This is a genomic window from Streptomyces mobaraensis (genome assembly GCF_020099395.1).
GTDB lineage: Bacteria > Actinomycetota > Actinomycetes > Streptomycetales > Streptomycetaceae > Streptomyces.
The window spans coordinates 2,120,355-2,144,232 of sequence record NZ_CP083590.1 but is presented as its reverse complement, the minus strand read 5'-3'; the positions used below and the strand labels follow the sequence as shown (position 1 = coordinate 2,144,232).

Annotated in this window: 21 protein-coding genes and 2 pseudogenes; 16 read left to right on the top strand and 7 right to left on the bottom strand. The window is 72.0% G+C overall.

Features of this window, described 5'->3' with window-relative positions:
* The first annotated feature begins 25 nt into the window (after window positions 1-25).
* Window positions 26-1,444 (top strand): sugar porter family MFS transporter, encoded by a 1,419-nt coding sequence (locus tag K7I03_RS08890; RefSeq protein ID WP_185941282.1) that lies wholly within the window; start codon window positions 26-28, stop codon window positions 1,442-1,444.
* A gap of 80 nt (window positions 1,445-1,524) precedes the next feature.
* Window positions 1,525-2,286 (top strand): serine hydrolase, encoded by a 762-nt coding sequence (locus K7I03_RS08885; protein WP_185941283.1) that lies wholly within the window; start codon window positions 1,525-1,527, stop codon window positions 2,284-2,286.
* Window positions 2,287-2,384: 98 nt separating this feature from the next.
* Here the strand turns inward: K7I03_RS08885 and K7I03_RS08880 are convergent, their stop codons facing one another.
* Both K7I03_RS08880 and K7I03_RS08875 read right to left on the bottom strand, forming a co-directional pair.
* A complete protein-coding gene (locus tag K7I03_RS08880) occupies window positions 2,385-2,819 on the bottom strand; it encodes a DUF7878 domain-containing protein (RefSeq protein WP_224346960.1) in 435 nt (144 codons plus the stop codon).
* 72 nt (window positions 2,820-2,891) lie between these two features.
* A complete protein-coding gene (locus tag K7I03_RS08875) occupies window positions 2,892-3,761 on the bottom strand; it encodes an RICIN domain-containing protein (RefSeq protein ID WP_185941284.1) in 870 nt (289 codons plus the stop codon).
* A 62-nt stretch (window positions 3,762-3,823) separates the two neighbouring features.
* Here K7I03_RS08875 and K7I03_RS08870 point away from each other — a divergent pair, with 62 nt between their 5' ends.
* Window positions 3,824-4,066, top strand: coding sequence for a Tn3 family transposase (locus K7I03_RS08870; protein WP_224346959.1), 243 nt, complete (start codon window positions 3,824-3,826; stop codon window positions 4,064-4,066).
* 44 nt (window positions 4,067-4,110) lie between these two features.
* Here the strand turns inward: K7I03_RS08870 and K7I03_RS08865 are convergent, their stop codons facing one another.
* Window positions 4,111-4,869 (bottom strand): SDR family NAD(P)-dependent oxidoreductase, encoded by a 759-nt coding sequence (locus tag K7I03_RS08865; protein ID WP_185941285.1) that lies wholly within the window; start codon window positions 4,867-4,869, stop codon window positions 4,111-4,113.
* 133 nt (window positions 4,870-5,002) lie between these two features.
* Complete coding sequence (locus K7I03_RS08860) at window positions 5,003-5,269, bottom strand: Atu4866 domain-containing protein (protein ID WP_185941286.1); 267 nt, start codon at window positions 5,267-5,269, stop codon at window positions 5,003-5,005.
* 139 nt (window positions 5,270-5,408) lie between these two features.
* On the opposite strand from K7I03_RS08860, the gene K7I03_RS08855 reads away from it, so the two are divergent.
* Window positions 5,409-6,257: a helix-turn-helix transcriptional regulator gene (locus tag K7I03_RS08855; RefSeq protein WP_185941287.1), complete on the top strand. Its 849-nt coding sequence runs from the start codon at window positions 5,409-5,411 to the stop codon at window positions 6,255-6,257.
* Window positions 6,258-6,482: 225 nt separating this feature from the next.
* A pseudogene (locus tag K7I03_RS08850) lies at window positions 6,483-6,719 on the top strand (recombinase family protein); the annotation flags it as partial.
* Between the two features lie 141 nt (window positions 6,720-6,860).
* Here the strand turns inward: K7I03_RS08850 and K7I03_RS08845 are convergent.
* Window positions 6,861-7,847, bottom strand: a complete 987-nt coding sequence (locus K7I03_RS08845) for a LysR family transcriptional regulator (protein ID WP_185941288.1) — start codon at window positions 7,845-7,847, stop codon at window positions 6,861-6,863.
* Between the two features lie 164 nt (window positions 7,848-8,011).
* On the opposite strand from K7I03_RS08845, the gene K7I03_RS08840 reads away from it, so the two are divergent.
* The 7 genes and pseudogenes from K7I03_RS08840 to K7I03_RS08810 all read left to right on the top strand — a co-directional run bounded on the left by K7I03_RS08840 (window position 8,012) and on the right by K7I03_RS08810 (window position 15,829).
* Window positions 8,012-8,926 (top strand): NADP-dependent oxidoreductase, encoded by a 915-nt coding sequence (locus K7I03_RS08840; protein ID WP_185941345.1) that lies wholly within the window; start codon window positions 8,012-8,014, stop codon window positions 8,924-8,926.
* A gap of 368 nt (window positions 8,927-9,294) precedes the next feature.
* A complete protein-coding gene (locus K7I03_RS08835) occupies window positions 9,295-10,419 on the top strand; it encodes a homogentisate 1,2-dioxygenase (protein ID WP_185941289.1) in 1,125 nt (374 codons plus the stop codon).
* 112 nt (window positions 10,420-10,531) lie between these two features.
* The gene (locus tag K7I03_RS08830) at window positions 10,532-11,152 is read left to right on the top strand and encodes an NADPH-dependent FMN reductase (RefSeq protein WP_185941290.1); all 621 of its coding nucleotides are present in this window, start codon (window positions 10,532-10,534) and stop codon (window positions 11,150-11,152) included.
* 440 nt (window positions 11,153-11,592) lie between these two features.
* Window positions 11,593-12,778 (top strand): annotated as a pseudogene (locus tag K7I03_RS08825) (helix-turn-helix domain-containing protein).
* Window positions 12,779-12,861: 83 nt separating this feature from the next.
* Window positions 12,862-13,524: an HAD family hydrolase gene (locus tag K7I03_RS08820; RefSeq protein ID WP_185941291.1), complete on the top strand. Its 663-nt coding sequence runs from the start codon at window positions 12,862-12,864 to the stop codon at window positions 13,522-13,524.
* 123 nt (window positions 13,525-13,647) lie between these two features.
* Window positions 13,648-14,892 carry a helix-turn-helix domain-containing protein gene (locus K7I03_RS08815; RefSeq protein ID WP_185941292.1) on the top strand — a complete coding sequence of 415 codons (1,245 nt, stop codon included), beginning with the start codon at window positions 13,648-13,650 and terminating at the stop codon, window positions 14,890-14,892.
* A gap of 448 nt (window positions 14,893-15,340) precedes the next feature.
* On the top strand, window positions 15,341-15,829 hold the full coding sequence (locus K7I03_RS08810) for a hypothetical protein (RefSeq protein WP_185941293.1): 489 nt from the start codon (window positions 15,341-15,343) through the stop codon (window positions 15,827-15,829).
* Between the two features lie 74 nt (window positions 15,830-15,903).
* On the opposite strand, the gene K7I03_RS08805 is transcribed toward K7I03_RS08810, so the two are convergent.
* On the bottom strand, window positions 15,904-17,406 hold the full coding sequence (locus tag K7I03_RS08805) for a purine-cytosine permease family protein (RefSeq protein ID WP_398856841.1): 1,503 nt from the start codon (window positions 17,404-17,406) through the stop codon (window positions 15,904-15,906).
* Between the two features lie 240 nt (window positions 17,407-17,646).
* On the opposite strand from K7I03_RS08805, the gene ftsY reads away from it, so the two are divergent.
* The gene (ftsY, locus tag K7I03_RS08800) at window positions 17,647-18,885 is read left to right on the top strand and encodes a signal recognition particle-docking protein FtsY (protein ID WP_185941294.1); all 1,239 of its coding nucleotides are present in this window, start codon (window positions 17,647-17,649) and stop codon (window positions 18,883-18,885) included.
* A gap of 179 nt (window positions 18,886-19,064) precedes the next feature.
* On the opposite strand, the gene K7I03_RS08795 is transcribed toward ftsY, so the two are convergent.
* Window positions 19,065-19,736 carry a bifunctional DNA primase/polymerase gene (locus K7I03_RS08795; RefSeq protein ID WP_185941295.1) on the bottom strand — a complete coding sequence of 224 codons (672 nt, stop codon included), beginning with the start codon at window positions 19,734-19,736 and terminating at the stop codon, window positions 19,065-19,067.
* Between the two features lie 492 nt (window positions 19,737-20,228).
* On the opposite strand from K7I03_RS08795, the gene nsdA reads away from it, so the two are divergent.
* The 3 genes from nsdA (at window position 20,229) to K7I03_RS08780 (ending at window position 23,875) form a co-directional block, all read left to right on the top strand.
* On the top strand, window positions 20,229-21,791 hold the full coding sequence (gene nsdA / locus K7I03_RS08790; RefSeq protein ID WP_185941296.1) for a transcriptional repressor NsdA: 1,563 nt from the start codon (window positions 20,229-20,231) through the stop codon (window positions 21,789-21,791).
* Between the two features lie 459 nt (window positions 21,792-22,250).
* Window positions 22,251-23,540: an ammonium transporter gene (locus tag K7I03_RS08785; protein ID WP_238513578.1), complete on the top strand. Its 1,290-nt coding sequence runs from the start codon at window positions 22,251-22,253 to the stop codon at window positions 23,538-23,540.
* On the top strand, window positions 23,537-23,875 hold the full coding sequence (locus K7I03_RS08780; RefSeq protein WP_185941298.1) for a P-II family nitrogen regulator: 339 nt from the start codon (window positions 23,537-23,539) through the stop codon (window positions 23,873-23,875). Before K7I03_RS08785 ends, K7I03_RS08780 begins: the two co-directional genes overlap by 4 nt.
* The last annotated feature ends 3 nt before the right edge of the window (window positions 23,876-23,878 follow it).

Sequence of the window (23,878 nt, the reverse complement as noted above, 5' to 3'; positions counted from 1 at the left end):
TCGCCGAGGAACCCAGGAGTACACGTTGACCAGCACTGCGATGGCGCAGGGGGCCGAGGGCCGCAAGGCCCAGCCGGACCACCTCGGCCACGTCATCTTCATCACCGCGGCCGCGGCCATGGGTGGCTTCCTCTTCGGCTACGACAGCTCCGTGATCAACGGCGCGGTCGAGGGCATCCGCGGGAAGTACGACATCGGCTCGGCCGCCCTGGCCCAGGTCATCGCCATCGCGCTGATCGGCTGCGCCATCGGCGCCGCCACCGCGGGCCGCATCGCCGACCGCATCGGCCGCATCCGCGTCATGCAGATCTCGGCCACCCTCTTCACCATCAGCGCCGTCGGCTCCGCGCTGCCCTTCGCCCTCTGGGACCTGGCCTTCTGGCGCGTCCTCGGCGGCATCGCGATCGGCATGGCCTCGGTCATCGGCCCGGCCTACATCGCCGAGGTCTCCCCGCCCGCGTACCGCGGCCGCCTCGGCTCCTTCCAGCAGGCCGCGATCGTCGTCGGTATCGCCGTCTCGCAGCTGGTCAACTGGGGCATCCTCAACGCGGCCGACGGCGACCAGCGCGGCAAGGTGCTGGGCATCGAGGCCTGGCAGCTGATGCTCGGCGTCATGGTCGTCCCCGCCGTCCTCTACGGCCTGCTGTCCTTCGCCATCCCCGAGTCCCCGCGCTTCCTGATCTCCGTCGGCAAGATCGACAAGGCCAAGGCCGTCCTCGCGGACGTCGAGGGCAAGGGCGTCGACCTCGACGGCCGCGTCGCCGAGATCGAGCACGCGATGCGCAGCGAGCACAAGTCCAGCTTCAAGGACCTGCTCGGCGGCAAGGCCGGCTTCCTGCCGATCGTCTGGGTCGGCATCGGCCTCTCGGTCTTCCAGCAGCTGGTCGGCATCAACGTCGCCTTCTACTACTCGGCGACCCTGTGGCAGTCCGTGGGCATCGACCCGAGCGACTCGTTCCTCTACTCGTTCACCACGTCGATCATCAACATCGTCGGCACCGTGGTCGCGATGCTCCTCGTCGACCGGATCGGCCGCAAGCCGCTCGCGATCGTCGGTTCGGCCGGTATGGCCGTCTCCCTGGCCCTGGAGGCATGGGCGTTCTCCTCCCAGGCCGGCGACGGCTCGCTGCCGACCGCCCAGGGCACCGTCGCCCTGATCGCGGCCCACGCCTTCGTCCTCTTCTTCGCCCTCTCCTGGGGCGTCGTGGTCTGGGTGTTCCTCGGCGAGATGTTCCCCAACCGCATCCGCGCCGCGGCGCTGGGCGTGGCCGCGGCCGCCCAGTGGATCGCCAACTGGGCCATCACGGCCAGCTTCCCGAGCCTGTCGGACTGGAACCTGTCCGGCACCTACATCATCTACACGGTCTTCGCCGTGCTCTCCATCCCCTTCGTGCTCAAGTACGTCAAGGAGACCAAGGGCAAGGCGTTGGAGGAGATGGGCTGACATCCCCCCGCCGCCCTTCTCCACGGACAGGCCGTCCCGGTTCGCACCGGGGCGGCCTGTCCGCTGTCTACTCTGAGACCGTGCTCTCCCTCGTCGTGGCCCCTTGCGGCCGCCCCCCGGTGATCGAGCGGAACGCGGACGCGGTGCACTACGCCGCGAGCACCATGAAGGTGGCCGTCCTGGCCGCCCTCCACCGCTCCGGCACCGACCTCGACCGGCCCGTCCCGGTCGTCAACCGCTTCGCCTCCGCGACCGGCGAAGGTACGTACGCCAACGACCCCGCGGAGGACAGCGATCCGCTGCCCTGGCGACGGCTCGGCGAGACGGTCCCGCTGCGCTGGCTCGCCGAGCGGATGGTCACCCACTCCTCCAACCTGGCCACCAACCTCTGCCTGGCCGAGGCCGGGTACGCGGCCGTGGCCGAGGTCTGGCGCCGGGCCGGGGCCACCCGCAGCACCGTCACCCGCGGCATCGAGGACCACCGCGCCCGCGCGGCCGGCCTCCAGAACCACGTCACCGCCCGCGACCTCGCCGCCCTCCTGGACTCCCTGGAACCCGAGGTCCTGGCCCTGCTGGAGCACAACGCCCACGCCGTCGACCTCGCCGCCGGGCTGCCCCCGGGCACCCGCCTGGCCGGCAAGAACGGCTGGATCACCGGCCTCCGCCACAGCGCCGCCGTCGTCCACCCGCCCGACGCCCCGCCGTACACCCTCGCCGTCTGCTACACCGGCCCGCTCGGCTCGGGCGACGACGTCGACGACCCGGCGGCGCGGCTGCTGGCGAGGGTCTCGGCGGGGGTGTGGGAGAGGCGGCGGGAGATCGGGCGGACGGCGGGGGGCTAGGGCGCCGGGCGTGCCAGGGGGGTGGATGTGTGGGGCGTGCCGGGGGGTGACGGGAGTGCCGGGGGGCAGGTGTGACGGCGTGCCGAGCGTGACGGCCGTCAGAGCGCGGGGAGGACGTCCGGTCCGACGCCCAGCGCGGCCAGGCCCTCGCGCACGGAACGGTCGAGCCGCCCGATCTCCGTCGTGAGGACGTCCCAGGCGACGGGCGCGGTCCACCAGGCCGGCGCGAGGCCGGAACCGACCCGCCAACGCCCCTCGCCGGCCTCCGCGATCCGGAGCGTCCCCGGTTCCGCCTGCAGCGAGTCGAACGTGAAGTCACCGCGGTCGGCGTCCGCCCCACGGAGCCAGCGGCCGAGCTGGTACGCCAGCTCGGCCGCCGGAAAGGCGTCCTCGGCCCACACGGTCCGCCCGTCCTCCCGGACGGACAGGTCCGCCTCGACGTCGAGGAGCAGCACCTCCAGGGGCGCCTGATGCGGGGCGATGCCGCGCCGGGGCAGGTCCGACAGCCCGAAGTTCCGGCAGATGAACCGCATGGCCCGGCCTCCGAGGGGTCTCTCAGGTGGGCGGCGGTCACACCGGCCACCGCCCAAATGCGGGCAACCGTATCAAGTCGCACGCCTGTGACTGCTCACGGCATGAACGTCCAGCGCTGCCGCGGGCTGTCGTCGCAGGACTCGATCGTCACGTACCCCGTGTCCCGCAGCGGCGCCGCCAGGCACAGGTGCGCGGACTCGTTGCGGAAGCGGAGGGTGCCGTCGCCGTACATCTCGGCCTGCCAGCGGTGCCCCCGTGCCGTCCTTCTTGGCGCGGTGGTCGGAGCAGTCGCCCAAGACCGTACGGTCACCGGGGCGCGGCCGGTCGGCGTCGGCCAGGTCGACGCAGCGCTTGCCGCCGCCGAGCGCCCTGAGGCGGACGAGGTTGTCGCCGGACTCGGCGTACTCGGTGTCCCACCGCTGGGTGCCGGCGCCGTTCTTCGCGCGGGCGGTCAGCGGAGTGCCGTCGCGGCCGCTCCCGTTCCGGAGGTCCAGGTACAGGCCGTTGAAGGCGCGCAGTCGTGTCCGGCCGTCACCGACCCGCCACTCCCGCTCGGGCACCGCGCGGGAGTTGTCCCACCACTGCTGGGCCGCGCCGTCGTCGCAGGGCAGCGCCCCGACCGGGTCCCCGCTCCGTTCCGCGGTCAGACAGAGCTCCGGGTGGCGGGAGTTGCGCCAGCGCAGCGGGCCGCCGGGCTCGCCCGGGTCGTCCGGCGTCCACTGCGCCTCGGGCGCGTCACAGGACCACGCGAGGACGGACAGCGGGAGGAGCGGGTTGACGCCGGGGCACAGTTCGTCGTGCACCGCTTTTCCGGTTTTTCCGGCGAGGGTCGCGAGCGTGACGCGGGGGCTGCCGCCGCGGACCATCCGGTACCAGTGCCCCTGCGTGGTCCGCATCCGGAACCGCTGGTTGGCGTTGTACGCCTGCCGGCGGGTGGTCACCCGGCTTTCGGCCGTACCCGGCCATATGGGCAGCCTGTGGTGCTGTGGGGGCGGAGGCGTCGATGCTCGCCCTGCACCTGCTCCAGTCCGCGCTCGTGCACGTCCACACCCTGCTGGTGCAGCAGGCCCTTGCCGAACCGGCATGGGCGAAGAAGCCCAGCGATGAGGACCGGCGCGGCCTGACCGCGCTGTTCTGGTCGAACGTCAACCCGTCGCTGGAGCGCGGTGAACCCGCCGTCAGCGGCGACCACGGCTCCCGTGACGAAGCTGGAGCGGTGCGCGGACCGGGTGGGCCGCGCCGTTGACGCATGCACGGCAGGCCCACGTGAACGTCGTACGGTGGGGTTGTTCAGTGCGCGGTGAGCCCGCCGTCGACCACCAGCTCCGCGCCGGTGACGAACGAGGAGTCGTCGCAGGCCAGGAAGAGGATCGCGGGCGCGATCTCGTCGGCGCGGCCGGCTCGGCGCATGGGGGTGCGTTGGATGTCCGGCTGCTGGTCGCCCTGGTCGTCCAGGAGTTCCTGGATCATCGGCGTGGCGATCACGCCGGGATGCACCGAGTTGATCCGTACTCCCTGCCGGGCGTACTCGACCGCGGCGGTCTTGCTCAACAGGCGCACGGCCCCCTTGGACGCCTGGTAGGCCGCAGCGGCACCGCTTCCTACCAGGCCGAGTACTGACGACGTATTGATCACCGACGCGTTGCCGTTCGCACGCAGGAGCGGCATCGCCGCCTTCATGCCGAGCCATGTGCCTTTCTGGTTCACGTCGATGACGCGGTCCCACGCCTCTTCCCGCGTGTCCTCGATACCTGGCCAGTCCAGGATGCCGGCGAGGTTCACGAGCACGTCCAGCGTTCCGAACCGTTCGCGTACGAGGGTGATCACTTCGTCCCACTCCCGCGCGGAGGAGACATCGAGGCGAGCGGCGACGGCCTCCGCGCCGTGTGCCCCGATCCGGTGGGACAGGTCGCGCAGGGGGCCTTCGGCGATATCGGTGATCACTAGCCGGGCGCCTTCGCGGGCGAAGAGTTCGGCGGTCGCTGTGCCGAGACCACCGGTCGCGCCCGTGATCAGCGCGACCTTGCCGGCAAGTCGTTGTCCTGTCATGGATATGGTCCTTGATTCACGTTGGTTCTCGTTGCTGCCGGCTGACTGAACGGCTGACTGTTGTGCCGGGACTTCTTGGTCCGCCGACGGCGGAATCGTCCCCGGGTCCCAGGGCAGCCGTGGCCCGGCCGCTCTACGACGACTTCTGCTCCCGGTAGAGCACGAGGTGCTCGTGATAGAGCACCCCGCCCCGGACGTCGCCCGTGGCGGTGAACCCGGTGTCGTCCACGTAGTCCAGGTGGCTGCCGGTCACCGTGTACCGGCCGGTGTACGCGCTGCGCCGCTCGCCGCGGGCTTCGTCGTAGCGGCCGTCCGGCAGCAGCTCCTGACGGATGTGACCATCCGCGGTCACCCACATCCCCACCACGTCGACGTGGTCGCCCTCAACGGTCCCGGCCATGGCGGACTCCTCTCCTCGAATGGTGCGGTCCTTCCCGCTCCACCGAGTCTGGGCAGGCCAGCGGCCATCAACCAGGACGCGCACTGCCTGGGTTCGGCACACCCAGGCTGCGCACCGGACCGCCGCCTAGCCTGAACACATGGACGACAACCACCTGGGAGACTTCCTGCGCACACGCCGCGACGGCCTGCGGCCGGAGGACGTCGGCATGGCGAGCTACGGAGCCCGCAGAGTCGCCGGACTGCGCCGCGAGGAGGTCGCCGTCCTGGCCGGAGTGAACGCCGACTACTACACCCGCCTGGAACAAGGCCGCGAGCGCAACCCCTCACCCCAGGTGGTCGACGCGCTCAGCCGCGCGCTGCGCCTCGACGCGGACGCACGCGCGCACGTGTACCGGCTGGCCGGGGCCACGCCGAACGACCAGCCCTCCGTCCATGCCGCCGAGCGGGTCAGCCCTTCGCTGCGACAGCTCATGGATGGTTACCCGAACACTCCGGCGTTCGTCATGAGCCGGACCCTGGACCTCCTCGCCGCCAACACCCTGGCCGATGCCCTCTACGCCCCGTTCGAGCCGGCGGACAACTTGGCCCGCATGACCTTCCTCGACCCCGCGGGCCGGTCTTTCTACACCGACTGGGACCGGGCAGCCCAGGCCACCGTCGCCAACCTCCGCGAGGCAACCGGATTCGACCCGGACAACCCGCGGCTACGCGAACTCGTCCGCACCCTCACTGAGCACAGCGCGGACTTCACCCGCCTCTGGAACGCCCACGCCGTGCGCGGCAAGACCCAGGACGCCAAACGCTTCCTCCACCCGGACGTCGGCCCCCTCACCCTCACTTACCAGGCTTTCGACGTACGCGACGCCCCCGGCCAGCAGCTCGTCATCTACCACGCGGAACCAGGCAGCCCCAGTGCCCATTCCCTCCATCTGCTCGGTTCCCTCCACGCCACCCGGCGCCGCCCCGACCCCCGGCCCCACCGCTGATCAGCCGACGGAACATGGGAAGAGGTCGGCAGTAGTGCCCGGCCGATTTCGCTCCCGCGTGTTTCGTCGGTGGTCGCTCAGGAAACATCCAGCCGCACGGTCGGCCACCTGCGGCGATCATGTTTCATGAGTTGTCGCCAACGACTGGACACCTGAAACACCCTCACCGAACAGTCCGGGGCCGTGAGCGACGACTTCAAGCGCGTGGCATCGCACGACTGCCAGATGTCCACCCGCGCCACCAAACGACCGGAGCTGGAGGCCGCCGTGCAGCTCGCCGGGGAGATCCGCTCCTCCGGGGTCGCCGTCACCCTCGTCGTGCACGAGCACAAGCGGCTGGGGCGCGGCATCGAACGCGCCATGCTCGCCGAGGAGCTGAAGGCGAGCGACGTCGGCCTGGAGTTCCTCACCGGAGAGTCGAAGGGCTCACACGATCCGTCCGGCATCGTGTTCATCGTGCTCGCGGGAGTACGACGAACAGGCCGCCACAGCGGCGAGCATGTGATCACCCGGCTGGTGTGCGGCTGGTGTCTGAGCCAGGACTCCACGGCCGTCTCGCGTCGTCAAGTGACCATGCGGGTGGCGGGCGCGTCGGCCGGATGGTCACTTCCGTGGGCTCAGTGCCGCGCGGTCCGTCTCCGGCAGCCACCAGGGGGCGTCGGGGAGACGGTGCCAGTGATGGGCCTGGGCGTAGGCGTGGATGATCTCCAGGGCCCGGTGGGTGGCGGTGGGCGCGGTGGTGGTGTTCCAGACGGCGTGCCAGGGGTAGAGGGGGACCGGGTCGGCCAGGCGGCGGGCGGTGAGGCCGTCGGGGAGGTGCCCGGTGGTGAGGCCGAAGGAGGGGTAGCCACGGGCCTGGACCATCGCGTGGATCGCGGCGCGGCCGTGCCCGCGCACCCGCAACGCGCTGCGGAGACCGAAGTCCTCCATGATCCGGTCGATCCAGTCGCGCCATTCGGCGGCTTCGTCGGCGGTGTGGACGAGGAGTGGGTGGTCGGCGAGGGCGGCGAGGGGCACCTCCTCGTATGCGGCGAGGGGATGGCCGGCGGGGACGATCACGCCGATGGGCTCCAGCCGGACGGGCATGACGGCCAGGGGCGCGGGCAACTCCCGGCCGTGGCCGACGCCGTGGCCGACGCCGTGGCCGTGGCCGTGGACGCGGCCGAAGGCGAGGTCCAGTTCGCCGGAGAGCAGGCGGGGCAGCGCGGCGGCCAGACCCTGGCTGTGGACGACCTCGAAGGGCAGGCACGGGTTCTGGGCGCGCAGGTGCCGGGCGAGGACCGAGGGAGTCAGCCCTTCGGTCAGGACGTCGACGCGCAACGGCGTGGGGGTGCGGGCGAGGTCGTCGACGAGCTGCCGGGCGTCGCCGAGCAGGCGCCGTGCGCGGGGGACGAAGACCTCGCCCTCGGGAGTGAGGCCGACCTGACGGCGGTCGCGGTGGAACAGCCGGACGCCGAGGCGTTTCTCCAGGGCGGTGATCTGCGCGGACAGGGTCTGCTGAGCGATGGCGAGCCGGGCGGCGGCCCGGCCGTAGTGGAGTTCCTCGGCGAGGGTGACGGCGTAGCGCGTCTGGCGCAGATCGAGATCCACACCTTCACCGTAACAGTCTGAGGCTGTTGGGTGTCCGACGGAGAGTGTTGGACCCATCGGGGCGCGTGGCCGTTGACTTAGTGAGCAGAAGGCGCCGGACGACGCCCTTTCCAAGGGCTTGATGCCGGTGTGATCGCTTATTCGAAGGTGAGGCGGCAGGCGTGATGAAGGCAGTGGTGATGGATTCCTACGGCGGCCCGGAGGTCCTGCGGGTGGCCGATCTCCCCGAACCGCGGGCGGGCGCGGGACAGGTCCGCGTGCGGGTCAAGGCGGCCGGGCTGAACCCGATCGATGCCAAGATCCGGCGCGGGGAGTTCGACGCGGTCTACGACATCTCGTTCCCCCAGCGGCTCGGCAACGAGTTCGCCGGCGTGGTGGACGGGGTCGGGGACGGCGTCGACGGGTTCGCGCCCGGTGACGAGGTGATCGGGTTCGTGGACATGGCGGCCTACGCCGAGTGGGTCGTCGTCCCGGCGGAGAACCTGACGAGAAAGCCCGCGGAGCTGTCGTGGGAGACGGCGGCGGTCGTCGGCGCGGTCGGACAGGCGGCGTTCAACGCGCTGGCCCGGCTGGGCGCGGAGGCCGGGGAGACGGTGCTGATCCATGGCGCGTCCGGCGGTGTCGGAAGCCTGGCGGTGCAGTTCGCCCGTGCGCGGGGTGTGCGCGTCATCGGCACGGCGAGTGCGGACAACCACGACTACCTCCGCTCCCTCGGCGCCACCCCCGTGACCTACGGAGAGGGCCTGGAGCAGCGGGTACGCGAGGCGGCCCCGCAGGGCGTGGACGCCTCGCTGGACCTGACCGGCTCCGAGGAGGCGATCGGCGTGTCCGTCGCGGTGACCGGCGACAGGAGCCGGATCGTGACGCTGGCCGGCCCGCGGCCGGCCCAGCGGTACGGCATCACCATGATGTTCGGCACCCGCTCGGCCGCCACCGTCGCCCGAGTCGCCCAGGCGGTGGCCCGGGGCGAGGCCACCCTGCCCGTCGCCCGACGCTTCGCGCTGACGGACATCGCCGACGCGCACCGGCAGTTGGAGGCCGGCGGACACCAGGGCAAGCTCGTCCTGACCCTCGGCTGATCACCGGGCCGCGCCGGCGCGCTCGCGGTGCGACCGCCGACGGGACGCCCGGCGCCCGTCGCGTCCGCGGAGGGTGTGGCCCCGCCCACCGGCTCGCGGACGACGCGACCGGTACCCACCGCGACCGCTGAGGGCAGGCCGCCCCCACCCACCACACCACTGACCGCGTGGCCGGAGCCTGTCCACGTCGTACGCCCGCGTCGTACGCCCGCGTCGTACGCCCGCGTCGTACGTACGCGTCGTACGTCCACGCCATACGCCCGCTCGGTCACCCGGCACGGCACCCGACATGGCACCCGGCACGGTGCCCGGCACGGCACCCGGCATGGCACTCGTCCGGGCCGGCGCGCCGGCGGAAGGAGACGAACATGTACGCCAAGCACGCTCAGGGCCGGATATCCCCCCAGGCCCACGCGCAGGTGCCCGAGGGCACCTACGAGGAGCACCACGCCCGCCAGGGGTTCGAGGGCGAGGTCTCCCAGCTCTACCACGCCCACCCCACCACCGACTGGCTGCGCGTGGAGGGCCCGGTCCGGCCCCGCGGCATCCAACTCACCGAAGTACGGACCGCCGACGAGCACGACGCCCGCGCGCTGCCGACGCCCCTGCTGTACAACGACGACCTCACCCTCTCGGTGTCGCGGCGGACCGCGCCCATGCCGTACTACCTCCGCAACGCCGACGGCGACACCCTGCTGCTCACCCAGTCCGGCTCCGGCACCCTCGTCACCGACTACGGGACGCTCAACTACGGACCGCTGGAGTACCTGGTGATCCCCAAGGGCACCAACCACCGCGTCGTCCCCGACGCGGCCGGCGGCCCGCACGTGATCTACGTCGTGGAGACGCGCGAACCCCTCACCCTGCCCGAACGCGGCCCGTTGGGGCACTTCCTGCCTTTCGACCGCGGCGTGCTCGATGTCCCCCGGCTCGACGCCCGGGCCACCGTGCCCTCCGCGCGGAACGCGGACGGCGAGTGGGAGGTGCTCGTCAAGCGGGACGGCCGGCTGTCGTCGATCTTCTACGCGTTCGACCCCGCCGACGTGCAGGGCTGGACCGGCACCCTCGCCCCCTTCCGGCTGCGTCTGGCCGACATCCGCCCCGTCACCTCCGAACGGCTGGACGTGCCGCCGATGACCCACGCCACCTTCCAGGCGGGCAAGAACTGGATCGTCACCATGGCCCCGCGTCCCACACAGACCGCCGACGACGCCGAGCGGGTCCAGCCCTACCACCGCAACGTCGACTACGACGAGGTCATCGTCCCCCTCGGAACCGGCGACGGCCGTTCCGCCGGGTCACCGACAGGGCTGGCCGGCATCACCCCCGGCGGGATGAACCACGGCCCCGGCCGGGCCCGGCTGGCCGCCAACCGGGACCGGCTGCCGATCTACGTCTGGAACATCGACACCATCCGCCCCCTGCGCTACACCGACGCCTTCGAAGCGCACGAGATCCCCGACTTCGCCCGCCACGAAAGCTACCGCGGCTGACGCACGCCGTCCCGCCCCGCCTCGGCGGCCCCACCCGCTCCCCTCGCTCCCCTCGCCCGTCCCCAACTCCCCGATAACTCCCCGATACTCCCGATCCAGGAGCATTCCCGTCATGAGCCGTGTCCTGGCCATCTCCGGCTCGCTGCGAGCCGCTTCCTTCAACACGCGGATCCTGGAGGACCTGCAGGCTCTCGCCCCCGACGGCATGCACATCGAGGTGTTCAGGCACCTCGGTGACCTGCCGCACTTCAACGAGGACCTGGAGAACGACCCGCCCGCCGCCGTGCGCCGGCTGTGGCAGGCCATCACCGAGGCCGACGGCCTGATCGTGGCCACCCCCGAGTACAACGGCGCGCTGCCGGGCGTGCTGAAGAACGCGCTGGACTGGGCGTCCCGCCCCTATGGCGCCGGCGCGCTGCCCGGCCACGCCGCCATGGTCCTCTCCGCCTCACCCGGCATCTTCGGCGGCATCCGCGCCCAGAGTCAGCTGCGTGAACTGTTCGCGCTGCTCAACGTCTACGTCGTCGGCGGCCCCCAAGTCGCCGTCCCCGAGGTGCACACCCGCCTCGACCCCACGGCCCGACCCTCGGAACGGCTGACCGACCCGACCACCCGGGCCATGCTCGCCTCCCTCCTCCACGGCCTGGCCGAGGCCATCGACCACCAGGCAGGGGACCGCCTCATCAAGCCTCTGCGCCACTGGCAGAACAGTCAGGATCAGCCGGCCGCCTGACCGGCAGGACGGGGACGGGCCGCGCGTACCGCACGGGGGTGCCTGAACGGGGGTCCGGCCGCCTTTGCCCGCACTTTCCCTTCGATCAGCACGGTGGCGTCGCGTCACCTGCGCGAAGGCGGTGCCCGACGGTTCCCGTCCGGCCCCTCGGGTGTCGATCAGCGCGTGGTCGATGTCCCAAAGAACGACGCGCAGTGCGTACACGCGGTCTCCTCCCTGTCGGCCTCCTGTAGCCGTCGGCCGTGCTGATCGACCCTTGTCGGGGCCCTGAGCGAGCCGCCCACCGTGCTCAACGGTCCCACGCGCTCGGGTCGTTCACTGCCGCTCGCGCAACTCCGCGCTCTACGCTTGCCGCGTCGAGCCGCGCGAAGGAGGACATCCCATTACCGGACGAGGCCGCCCCGGACCCGTACGCCCACCCGCTGGTCTTCGGCCAGCGGATGCAGATCCTGCGCACTCGCCGCGGAATGAGCCGTCCGGTGCTCGCCGGGCTGCTCGGGCGGTCGCCGTCGTGGGTGAAGCAGGTGGAGAACGGCGTCCTCAACACGCCGTCCCTGTCGATGATCCTGCGCATCGCCGAGGTCCTGCGCGTGCGCGACCTGGTCGAACTGACCGGTGACCCGGGCATGTCGGCCGAGCTGTTCACGGGCCCGGGGCACCGGCTCCTGCCCGCCGTACGGGAAGCGGTCGACGCATTCCCGATTCGGTGCGACCGGGAGCCGGTGTCCGCCGCGATGCTGCGGCAGCGGCTCGACCGGGCCTGGGTGGCCCGCCATTCGGCCGCCAACCACCGCGAGGTCGTGGGCGGGCTGCCGCCACCCTCATCCGGGATGCCCAGTGCGACGCGCGAGCGGCCGAGTCGTCGGCCGAGCGGCGGGCGATGCAGGCGATTCTGTCCGAGGTGTACTCGCTGGCCCAGTTCTTCGTGGCCTACCAGCCTGACCCGGCCCTCCTCTGGCGGGTGGCCGCGCGCGGGATGGTGGCGGCGCAGGAATCCGAGGACCCCCACGCCGTCGGCGTCGCCGCCTGGCTGACCATCCAGGCCCACCGCGACGCCGGACGCTTCGACGCGGCGGAAGCGGTCAACGCGGAGGTGCTGCGGTTCCTGGAGCCGCTGCTCCCGGACGCGAGCACCGAGGTGCGTGCCGTCACCGGGGCTCTGCGCTTCGAGGCGGGGTACACGGCGGCACGGCGTGGTGAGGCGGGGACCGCGTGGGGCTGGTGGGACAGGGCCCGCGAGGTCGCGGAGGCGCTGCCGTCCCGGTTCTTCCACTCGGCCACCTCCTTCTCGGCCGCCATGATGTCGGCCACGCCGTCACTGTCGCCGTGGAGTCGCACGCGGGCCCCGAGTCGGTCCGGCAGTCCGCCAGGGCGGACGGGGACCTGATCCCGTCCCGCCCGCGCCGGGCGCGGCACCGCATCGAGGAGGCCCGCGCCCACCACCTCGACGGACAGCCGGACGTCGCTCTGGTCACCTTGGCCAAGGCGCCCGCGGCCGCGCCGGAGACGGTCGCCTACAACGGCTACGCCCGGCGGATCGTGCTGGAGGAGACCGAGTCCCGGAGCCCGGAACGGCGGCGCTGGGTCGGCGAACTCGTAGTGAAGATAGTCCTGGTGGCTGCCTGAGTACCGGAGGGAAGCTATTTCGGCGCTGATCCGCAGGCGCTTCCGCCTCCGCGCAGTCGGCTCCGCCCCGTAGGCTGCCTCGCGTGATCGAGGCAGTGGTTTTCGACATCGGTGAAACGATCATCAAGGACGACCGGGGCTGGGCCTCTTGGGCGGACTGGCTCGCGGTTCCCCGGCACACTTTGTCCGCGCTGGTCGGCGCCGTCGTGGCGCAGGGGCGGGACAACGCCGACGCGATTCGGATGTTCCGGCCGGGTGTCGACCTCGCCGCTGAGACTCGCGCCAAGGAAACGGCGGGATTCGGCGAACGGCTGGACGAGTCGGATCTATACCCGGACGCCCGCCCGGCGTTGCGGGCGCTCCACTCCACCGGCCTGCGCGTGTTTCTGGCCGGCAACCAGACCGCCCGGGCCGGTGACCTGCTCCGGGCCATGAACCTTCCTGTCGACGCCGTCGCGACCTCGGGGGAGTGGGGGGTGGCCAAGCCGGACCCCACCTTCTTCGTCCGCGTCGCCGAGCTGGCCGGGACCTCGCCGGAGCGTACGGTTTACGTGGGTGATCACCCTGCCAACGACTGCGTTCCCGCGGCGGCGGCCGGGTTCCGCACGGCGCACCTGCGGCGAGGGCCGTTGGGGCACCTCTGGGCGGACAGCGCGGAAGCGGCCGTGGCGGACTGGCGCGTCCAGTCCTTGACGGAGCTCGCTGTACTACTGCGTTCGAAAGATGTGCTTCAGAGCCCTGAGTAGGCGATCCGCCGACCCAACTGCCGTCCCGCATAGGGGTGAGCGCTGACGTGACCACGCGCTCGCGCTCTACGCTTGCCGTGTCGAGCCGCTGCCGTGTCGAGCCGCGTGAAGGAGGGCACCCCCATGCCGGACGCCGCCGTCCCGGATCCGTACGCCCACCCGTTGGTCTTCGGTCAGCGGATGCAGATCCTGCGCACGCGGCGTGGTCTGAGCCGTCCGGTGCTCGCCGGGCTGCTCGGGCGGTCGCCGTCGTGGGTGAAGCAGGTGGAGAACGGCGTCCTCAACACGCCGTCCCTGTCGATGATCCTGCGCATCGCCGAGGTCTTGCGCGTGCGCGACCTGGTCGAACTGACCGGTGACCCGGGCATGTCGGCCGAGCTGTTCACGGGCCCGGGGCACCGGCTCCTGCCTGCGGTACGGGAGGCGGTGGACGCGTTTCCGGTCCGGTGCGAGCGCGAGCCGGTGCCGGCCGCGCACCTGCGGTTGCGGCTCGACCGTGCCTGGGTGGCGCGCCATTCCGCCGCCAACCATCGTGCGGCCGTGGGCGCGCTGCTGCCCGGCCTGATCCGCGACGCGCAGTGCGGCGCGCGGGCCGCCGAGTCGTCGGCCGAGCGGCGGGCGATGCAGGCGATCCTGTCCGAGGTGTACTCCCTGGCCCAGTTTTTCGTGGCCTACCAGCCCGACCCGGCCCTCCTCTGGCGGGTGGCCGAACGCGGCATGGTCGCCGCCCAGGAGTCCGAGGATCCGCACGCCATCGGCGTGGCCGCCTGGCTGACCGTCCAGGCCCACCGCGACGCCGGGCACTTCGACGCGGCGGAGACCGTCAACGCGGAGACGCTGCGGTTCCTGGAGCCGCTGCTCCCCGAGGCGAGCACCGAGGTGCGTGCCGTCACCGGGGCTCTGCGCTTCGAGGCGGGGTACACGGCGGCACGGCGTGGTGAGGCGGGGACCGCGTGGGGCTGGTGGGACAGGGCTCGTCGGGTCGCGGAAGGGCTGCCCTCTGGTTACTACCACCCCGTCACCTCGTTCTCCACGGCCGTGATGTCGGCCCACGCCGTCACCGTCGCCGTCGAGTTGCGTGCGGGCCCCGAGTCCGTCAGGCAGTCCGCCCAGGCGAACGGGAACCTGATTCCGTCCCGCCCCCGCAGGGCGCGGCACCGCATCGAGGAAGCCCGTGCCCACCACCTCGCCGGCCGGCCGGACGCCGCCCTGGCGATCCTGGCCGAGGCCCACGCGACGGCACCGGAGACGATCGCCTACAACGGCTACGCGCGGCGGATCGTGCTGGAGGAAACGGAGTCCCGGAGCCCGGAGCGACGGCGGCGTGCCGGCGAACTCGCCGTGAAACTCGGGGTTCTGGCGGCCTGACTGCGCCTGCTGGAACTCATGAGCGAGGGGCAGGAATCCTGCCCCTTCCGCTTTTCCCAGAGCCGTACGGTCGGCGCCACACCACGTCCGTCAGCGGCTCAGGGAGTCATATGGACAGCACCACGACGGATCGGGCAACCGACCTGCCTGCCGAGCAGAGCGCCTCAGGGCGCCCGGCAACGGGCAACCTGCGAGCCCGGCCCGACCACCGCGACCAAGGGCCCGTCCCGGACGTGGCACAGCCTCGGACATCCGACCTGTGTCACTTCGGACAGCATGCGCGGTGCCCCGGAGCCACGGTGATCCGCTGGATCTCCGGCGACTCCGACCGTGACCGTACCGAGCGCTCGCTCTGCGACTGCCCTTGCCATCAGCGAGCGGCGGGCCGGGCCGGGAGCCCGCCGCGGTCGACCGATGCCATCTCGGCCCCCAACGGAAAGCCACGCCCATGACCTCTCTCCTCCGCCTCCACCCCTGGCTCGCCACCGGCCCCGCCGCCTGGCTCGTGTCGCGGGAGGTGCACCCCGGGGTGGCCCGGGAGGCGTGGGCCAAGGGGTTGCCGGCCACGTTGCGGGCCGGGATCCACTTCGACGCTGTCCACGTTTCCGCCGCGCTCGTCGAGAGGCGGGCCGCGAGCCGGGAGCGCGGGGCGGTGGAGGCGTGGTTCCGGGAGGGCGGGATCACCGCGGCGGTGATCGTCTCCCGGCTGCGGGACCGGTACACCGCGCTCGTGCCGCCGGACGCCGCCACCGGATGGGACGTGGCGCACACGCACTGCCTCGGGGCGACTCGCCACACCCCTTACCTGGCCGTCCCGGTCCCCACGCGCCGCCGCCCGCCGGGCGCCTTCTGGCTGTTGCCCGCGCCGGATGGGGAGGGCACGTTGTGCGCTCCCGACCGGCTGCGGGAGCTGCTCGGGGGCGCGTCGCCGCGCTGACGGGCTGCTTCACGTGCGACGCCCCCGCACCGGCGGCCGGTGCGGGGGCGTCGTGGACGTGGACGGCGGAGCCGTCAGACGGTGGCCTTCGGCCGCTCCGCCTCGCGCTGGGACGGGACCGGGGCGGCGCCCGTCTCGCGCGGGGTGGGGAGGACGGCCATGATGATCGCGGAGATCACGATGGTCGCGGCCCAGCCCAGGCCGTACTTGCCGACGAAGGTCGTGGCCAGCGGGCCGGTGAACCAGGCGCAGTCGGTGAAGCAGAGGCCCGCCAGCAGGGCCACGGCCCAGGACGTCATGGCCTGCCAGCAGAAGCCGCCGACGTACCAGTAACGGCTGGTGCGGCCGGTGTCCATGAGGGCCTCGGGGTCGTAGCGCACGGCGCGCGTGCGGCGGCGGAACATGTCGACCGCGTAGACGCCGATCCAGGCGGAGAAGGAGACCGCGAGCAGGATCAGGAAGGTGATGAAGGAGCTCAGGAAGCTCTTCGCCACCAGCATCAGCATCAGACCGCCGACCAGCGAGATCACCGCGTTGATGCTCACGGCCATCGCCCGCGGCAGCTTGACGCCCATGGTCTGGGCGGTGAAGCCGGCCGAGTACATGGAGAGGCTGTTGATCAGCAGCATGCCGACGATGGCGGTGATCAGGTACGGGACCGCCAGCCAGGTCGGGAGGATGTCGCCGAGGAAGGAGACCGGGTCGGCGGCGTTCGCCAGGTCCGGGGTGGACACGGCCATCACGGCACCCATGAGCACCATCGGCACCATGACGAGACCCGCACCGGAGATCGTCGTCCCGACGATCTTCTTGCCCGAGGCCGAGTGCGGCAGGTAGCGCGCGAAGTCCGGGCCGGTGGGCACCCAGCTGATGCCGCCGGCGGCGATGGTACCGACACCGGCGACCACCATGGCCGTCGTGCCCGCGGGCTTGGAGAAGACCTCGTCCCAGTCGATGTTGGCGATCAGGTAGCCGAGGACCAGCACGCTGAAGATGCCGAACAGGTACGTGGACCAGGTGTTGCAGACGTTGAGCGCCTTGCGCCCCATGCCGCTCACCAGGAACGTGCTCGCCACGAACGCGAGCAGCGTGATCACGATCAGCGCGGTGTTGCTCTTCACGCCGAAGACCAGGTCGAGGACGGTCAGCACGGCGTACGCGCCGGTGACCGCGTTGATCGTCTCCCAGCCGAAGCGGGCCACCCAGAGGATCGCGCCCGGGAAGAGGTTGCCCCGCACACCGAACGTCGCGCGGGAGAGCATCGCGCCCGGCGCGCCGCCCCACTTGCCGGAGACCGACAGGACACCCACGAGACCGAAGGAGACCAGCGCCGCGCAGGCGGCGACGATCAGGACCTGCCAAAAGTTCAGGGAGTTGAAGACGATCAGCGCCGCGCCCATGGTGAGCAGCAGGACGCTGATGTTGGCGGCGACCCAGGTCGGGAAGAGCTCCCGGACCCGGCCGTGCCGCTCGTGGTCGGGGACAGGCTCGATGCCGCGCGTCTCGATGGCGCTCGCGACGCCGTCGGTGCTGGACACGTTGGCGCCTTCGGCAGCGTTGTCCATGGTGGGGGCCATATCGGGGGCTCCGTGCGGGGTGTGAACAGGGCGGGCCCTGAACAGCAAGGGACAGAAAGGAACAGTCGGACTCTACGCGCGTCGCGCAGCCCGGACCATCGTACTTAGTTCCAACTTTGCGCAGTTAGTGCCATTGGTCCTTGTGGAAAAGCACAAGAGCGGCGGCGGAGGAACACGGGAGTGCCGCGTCGTCGGGCGTTGGGGCGCCCTGACGGCAGGGTGTCCGATACTGGGTCCGTTATGGAAATCGTCATCCTTGCTGTAGTCATCGCTGTGGTCGTGCTCGGCGCGATCAGCGGGCTCGTGGTCAGCAGCCGCAAGAAGAAGCAGCTGCCCCCGGCTCCGCCGCCGAGCAGCCCGTCCGTCACCGCGCCGCCCGCCGAGCCCCACGTCGGCGAGGAGGCCGAGACCCCGCGCGAAGAGAAGCGCCGCACCGTCGAGGAGGTCGAGCTCCCGCCGGCCCCGGAAGAGGAGGCGGCCCCCCCGGAGGCCATCGAGGAGCCGGCGCCCGAGCCCGAGGCGCCCGCCGTCGAGGTGCCCGAGCCCACCGCCGGCCGGCTCGTCCGGCTCCGCGCCCGTCTCTCGCGCTCGCAGAACTCCCTGGGCAAGGGGCTGCTCACGCTGCTCTCCCGGGAACACCTCGACGAGGACACCTGGGAGGAGATCGAGGACACCCTGCTCACCGCCGACGTCGGCGTCGCGCCGACGCAGGAGCTGGTCGAGCGGCTGCGCGAGCGCGTCAGGGTGCTCGGCACCCGCACCCCGGAAGAGCTGCGCGGCCTGCTCCGCGAGGAGCTCCTGACCCTCATCGGTACCGACGCCGACCGTGCCGTGCACACCGAGCCCGGCGTGGGCGTCAACGGTGAGGAGAAGCCCGGCGTCGTCATGGTCGTCGGCGTCAACGGCACCGGCAAGACCACCACCACCGGCAAGCTCGCCCGCGTCCTCGTGGCCGACGGCAAGTCCGTCGTCCTCGGCGCGGCCGACACCTTCCGCGCCGCCGCCGCCGACCAGCTCCAGACCTGGGGCGAGCGCGTCGGCGCCCGTACCGTCCGCGGGCCCGAGGGCGGCGACCCCGCCTCGGTCGCGTTCGACGCGGTCAAGGAGGGCATCGCGAAGAGCGCGGACGTCGTCCTCATCGACACCGCCGGCCGCCTGCACACCAAGACCGGGCTCATGGACGAGCTCGGCAAGGTCAAGCGCGTCGTCGAGAAGCACGGCTCGGTCGACGAGGTGCTGCTCGTCCTGGACGCCACCACCGGGCAGAACGGCCTGGTCCAGGCCCGGGTGTTCGCGGAGGTCGTCAACATCACCGGCATCGTGCTCACCAAGCTCGACGGTACGGCCAAGGGCGGCATCGTCGTGGCCGTCCAGCGCGAGCTGGGCGTGCCGGTGAAGCTGGTCGGCCTGGGCGAGGGCGCGGACGACCTCGCGCCGTTCGAGCCCGAGGCGTTCGTCGACGCCCTGATCGGCGACTGACGGACGGCTCGACGGAGCGTGGGAACGGGTTCTGCCGCGGAGACGCGCGGCGGGGCCCGTTTCGCGTTCCGGGCCCGGCGGTACGAGGCGGGGGTGCGGCTGCGCTGGGTCGGGGCGCGGTCGTACCGTCCTGGACGGTGTCGGGGTGCGGTCGTACGGCCCCGGGGCCGGCGTCGGCGTCAGGCCGCGCCCGAGCGGTGGCAGACGTACGCGAGGGTGCCCAGCAGCAGCCGGGCCTCCGGCGGGCGGTAGGCGGTGTCCAGGGCCGGCGGGCGCAGCCAGCGCATCGGGCCGAGCCCGGCGAAGTCGGACGGCGGCGCGGTGACGTGGTCGCCGACGCCGAGGCCGTGCAGGTCGAGCCGGGCGTCGTCCCAGCCCATCCGGTAGAGCAGCTGCGGGAGTTCGGCGGCGGCCCCCGGGGCGACGAAGAACAGGGCGCGGCCGTGCGGGGTGAGGGCCACCGGGCCCAGCGGAAGCCCCATGCGCTCCAGCCGGGCGAGCGCGTGCCGGCCGGCGGCCTCCGAGACCTCCAGGGCGTCGAACGACCGTCCCACCGGCAGCAGGACGGCGGCGCCGGGCACCCGCGCCCAGGCGGTCGCGGCCTCGTCCAGGGTGGCGCCCGCCGGGACGACGGGGGCGAAGGGGAGGGGATGGGCTCCGGGGGAGGGGCAGTCGCCGGCCCCGCACGAACACGACACCTGCTGCCCCGCGCGCACCGCGCGGGCGCCGGGCGCCACGTCCCAGCCCCACAGTCCGGTGCACTCCGCGACCACGGTCACGTCATCGGACGTACGGCCCCGGCGCCGAGAACTCGCACGCAGGTCCCGGATGCCGCCGATTGTGAAGCCCATGCCCCCTCCAACGGGTCCTCTATGCGGTTGGTTACGGGTCGGAGTGTCCTGGACACGTACCGTCGCGGGACCTGCTTCATGGCGGCGCGACGGTGTGCGGCGGGGGGTGTGACCTGCGGCGCGCGCCGTGCCGTGCGCCAGTTCACCCCTTGCCGGACGCCGGTTCCCCGTGCTCTCCGGTGCCCATGTCAAGTCAATCGCGCGGCGGGCGTGGCGCGTTCATTCCTTGGGGTGGCGAATGGTGGCGTTTACTGGACTGCACTCGCTTCGACCGTGATCGTAGGATTACTTTCGGTGTGTGAACCGCGGCGGCGCCACGGGGTGCCGCCACCACGTTCGCACCCGTTCTCCCTTTGCCCGTGCGGCCGTTGTGCCGCGATGGCGTGGTGTGGGCGGCGGGCGGCGTGAGCGGCGCGGTGCGCCGGTGGTTCGCGACTCAGCGGTCCCGTGCGGGTGAGCGCGGGAGCGGACGGTCTGGATGGGGGCGTTCCAGTGGACGGCAGCGTCAGCGGCACCGGCGGTGCCGACAGGGCTGAGCAGGCAGGGAAGAAGGCGGAAGACGCGGCGGGGAAAGCCGGGACGGGCGAGAGGGCCGAGAAGGCTGAGAAGTCGGAGAAGCGCCCCAACGAGCAGCTCAACTCCTGGTTCCTGCGCAGCGGCTGGTCGAAGGGCGAGCTGGCGCGGCAGGTCAACCGCCGGGCCCGGCAGCTGGGCGCCCACCACATCAGCACCGACACCTCCCGGGTCCGCCGCTGGCTGGACGGCGAACAGCCGCGCGAGCCCATCCCGAAGATCCTCTCCGAGCTCTTCTCCGAACGGTTCGGCTGCGTCGTCGGCGTGGAGGACATCGGCCTCCGCACCGCGCACCTCTCGCCCTCCTCGACCGGCGTCGACCTGCCCTGGGCCGCCCCGCAAACCGTCGAGATGATCAGCGAGTTCTCGCGCAGCGACCTGATGCTCGCCCGGCGCGGCTTCCTCGGCACCTCGCTCGCCCTCTCGGCCGGGTCCGCCCTGATCGAGCCCATGCAGCGCTGGCTGGTCCCCACCTCGCCCGTGGGCGCCACGCCGTCCGCCGGTGGCGACCGCTCCCGCCGCGGCCGGCTCTCCAAGCCGGAACTGGACCTGCTGGAGTCCACCACCAAGATGTTCCGCGCCTGGGACGCCCAGTGCGGCGGCGGCCTGCGCCGCAAGGCCGTGGTCGGGCAGCTCCACGAGGTCACCGACCTGCTCCAGGAGCCGCAGGCCGACGAGACGTCCAAACGCCTCTTCAAGGTGGCCGCCGAACTCGCCCAGCTCGCGGGCTGGATGAGCTACGACGTCGGCCTGCACCCCACCGCCCAGAAGTACTTCGTGCTCGCCCTGCACGCCGCCAAGGAGGCCGGCGACCGGCCCCTCGGTTCGTACGTCCTCTCCAGCATGAGCCGGCAGATGATCCACCTCGGCCGGCCCGAGGACGCGCTCGAACTGATCCACCTCGGGCAGTACGGATCACGCGAGACGGCGACGCCCCGCATCCAGGCCATGTTGTATGCGATGGAGGCCCGGGCGTACGCCACCATGGGCCAGCCCGCCAAGTGCAAACGCGCCGTCGGCATGGCGGAGGACTGCTTCTCCGACTGCACCCCCTCGGACGGCGACCCGGACTGGATCCGCTTCTTCTCCGAGGCCGAGCTGAACGCCGAGAACGCCCACTCCTACCGTGACCTCGCCTATGTCGCCGGCCGCAGCCCGATGTACGCCTCGCTCTCCCGCCCCAAGATGCTGCAGGCCGTCCACCTCTTCGAGGAGGACGGCGAGCACCAGCGCTCCTACGCCCTGAACCTGATCGGCCTGGCCACCGTCGACCTCATGGAACGGGAGCCCGAGGCGTCCACCGTCCACCTGGCCAAGGCCCTGCGGATCGCCAAGCAGGTCCGCTCGGAGCGGGTCAACAACCGGCTCCGCAAGACCGTCGACACCGCGGTCCGCGACTTCGGGGGCGTTGACGAGGTCCGCGACCTCACCGAACAGCTCGCGCTCCACCTGCCGGAATCCGTGGAGACCGCTCCTGCCTGAGCCCGCCTGATCCTTCTTGCCCCGGCCTGACGCTGCCCACCCCCGCCAGGCCCCGCCCCCGCCAGGCCCCCGGCCTCGCAGGACGCACCGGCCCCCAGACCCCGGCCGCGGCGACCGTCCCGTACAGCCCGACTCGGCTCCCCCACGCCAGTCAGACGTCGGACGGCCGCCGCGGTCGGCCTTCTTCGCGGACGGTGACCGCGGCGGCCGTGCGGACACCCCGCCGTAGCCCCGGAATCCTCACCCGCTTCACCCGCCCGTAACACTCCCGCCGCCTTCGTCACCGGCGCGAAACAACCGGCTGCCCTGTCCGAAACCGCGCTGCGTCAGCCTCTAGGCAACACCGGCCCACAGCGAACCCCGCCCGCACGGGGGCACGGGCCCCGCTGCGAGGAGACACGGATCGTGAATGGAGCGGATACCGCGTTCGTACTGATCAGCGCCGCGCTCGTGATGCTGATGACACCCGGGCTGGCCTTCTTCTACGGCGGCATGGTCCGGGTGAAGAGCGCTCTGAACATGCTGATGATGTCGTTCGTCTCGCTCGGCATCGTCACCGTGCTGTGGGTGCTCTACGGCTACTCGCTCGCCTTCGGTGACGACATCGGCGGAGGGCTGCTCGGCGACCTCGGGCATGTGGGCCTCAAGGGCATCAGGCCGGAGACGCTCACCGGCGGCAAGGAGGGGATCCCGGTCCTGGCCTTCGCCCTCTTCCAGCTGATGTTCGCGGTGATCACACCCGCCCTGATGAGCGGCGCCCTCGCCGACCGGGTGCGGTTCAGCGCCTGGTGCCTGTTCATCACCCTCTGGGTCAGCCTGGTCTACTTCCCGGTCGCCCACTGGGTCTGGCAGGCGGACGGCTGGCTGTTCAAGCTCAAGGTGATCGACTTCGCGGGCGGTACGGCCGTCCACATCAACGCGGGCGTCGGCGCCCTCGCCGCCCTCCTCGTCGTCGGCAAGCGCATCGGCTTCCGCAAGGACCCCATGCGCCCCCACAGCCTCCCCCTGGTGATGCTCGGCGCGGGCCTGCTGTGGTTCGGCTGGTTCGGTTTCAACGCCGGTTCGGCGCTCGCCGCCAACGGCACCGCCGCCACCATGGCCCTCAACACCCAGGTGGCCACCGGCGCCGCGATGCTCGGCTGGCTCGCCTACGAACGCGTCCGGCACGGCGCCTTCACCACCCTGGGCGCCGCCTCCGGAGCCGTCGCCGGCCTCGTCGCCATCACCCCGTCCGGCGCCGCCGTCAACGCCTTCGGCGCGATCCTCATCGGCCTCGTCGCCGGAACCGTCTGCTCCTGGGCCGTCGGCCTCAAGTTCCGCCTCGGCTACGACGACTCGCTCGACGTCATCGGCGTCCACCTCGTCGGCGGCGTGATCGGCACCCTCCTCGTCGGCGTCCTCGCCGTCGACGGCGTCGGCGGTGCCACCCAGCTCGGCCGGCAGGCCGCCGGCGCGTTCTCGGTCATGGCGTACTCGTTCGCCGTCTCCTGGCCGCTCGCCAAGCTCGTGGACCGTATCGTCGGGTTCCGCGCCACGGAGGACGACGAGATCGCCGGGCTCGACCGGGCGTTCCACGCCGAGACCGCGTACGACCACAGCGCGGTGGGCGGCGCCGGCGGCACCGCGGCCCTCCGTGGCGCGCCCGCCCCGGACCGGCGGCCGGAGTCCCTCCGGGCGGAAGACCGGGCGGGAGACCGACCGGAAGACCGACCGGACAACACGCCGGACAACAAGAAGGTGGACGCATGAAGCTCGTCACCGCCGTCGTCAAACCGCACCGCGTCGACGAGATCAAGGACGCCCTGCAGCGGTTCGGCATTCAGGGGCTGACCATCAGCGATGTGCAGGGGCACGGCAGGCAGCGCGGCCACACCGAGGTCTACCGGGGAGCCGAGTACCGGATCGACACCCTCCCCAAGTCCCGCATCGAGGTCCTCGTCGAGGACCCGGACGCGACCGACGTCGTCGACGTCATCGTCCGCACCGCACGCACCGGCAAGATCGGCGACGGCAAGGTCTGGGTCGTCCCCGTCGAGACCGTCGTCCGCGTCCGCACCGGCGAACGCGGACCCGACGCCCTCTGAACC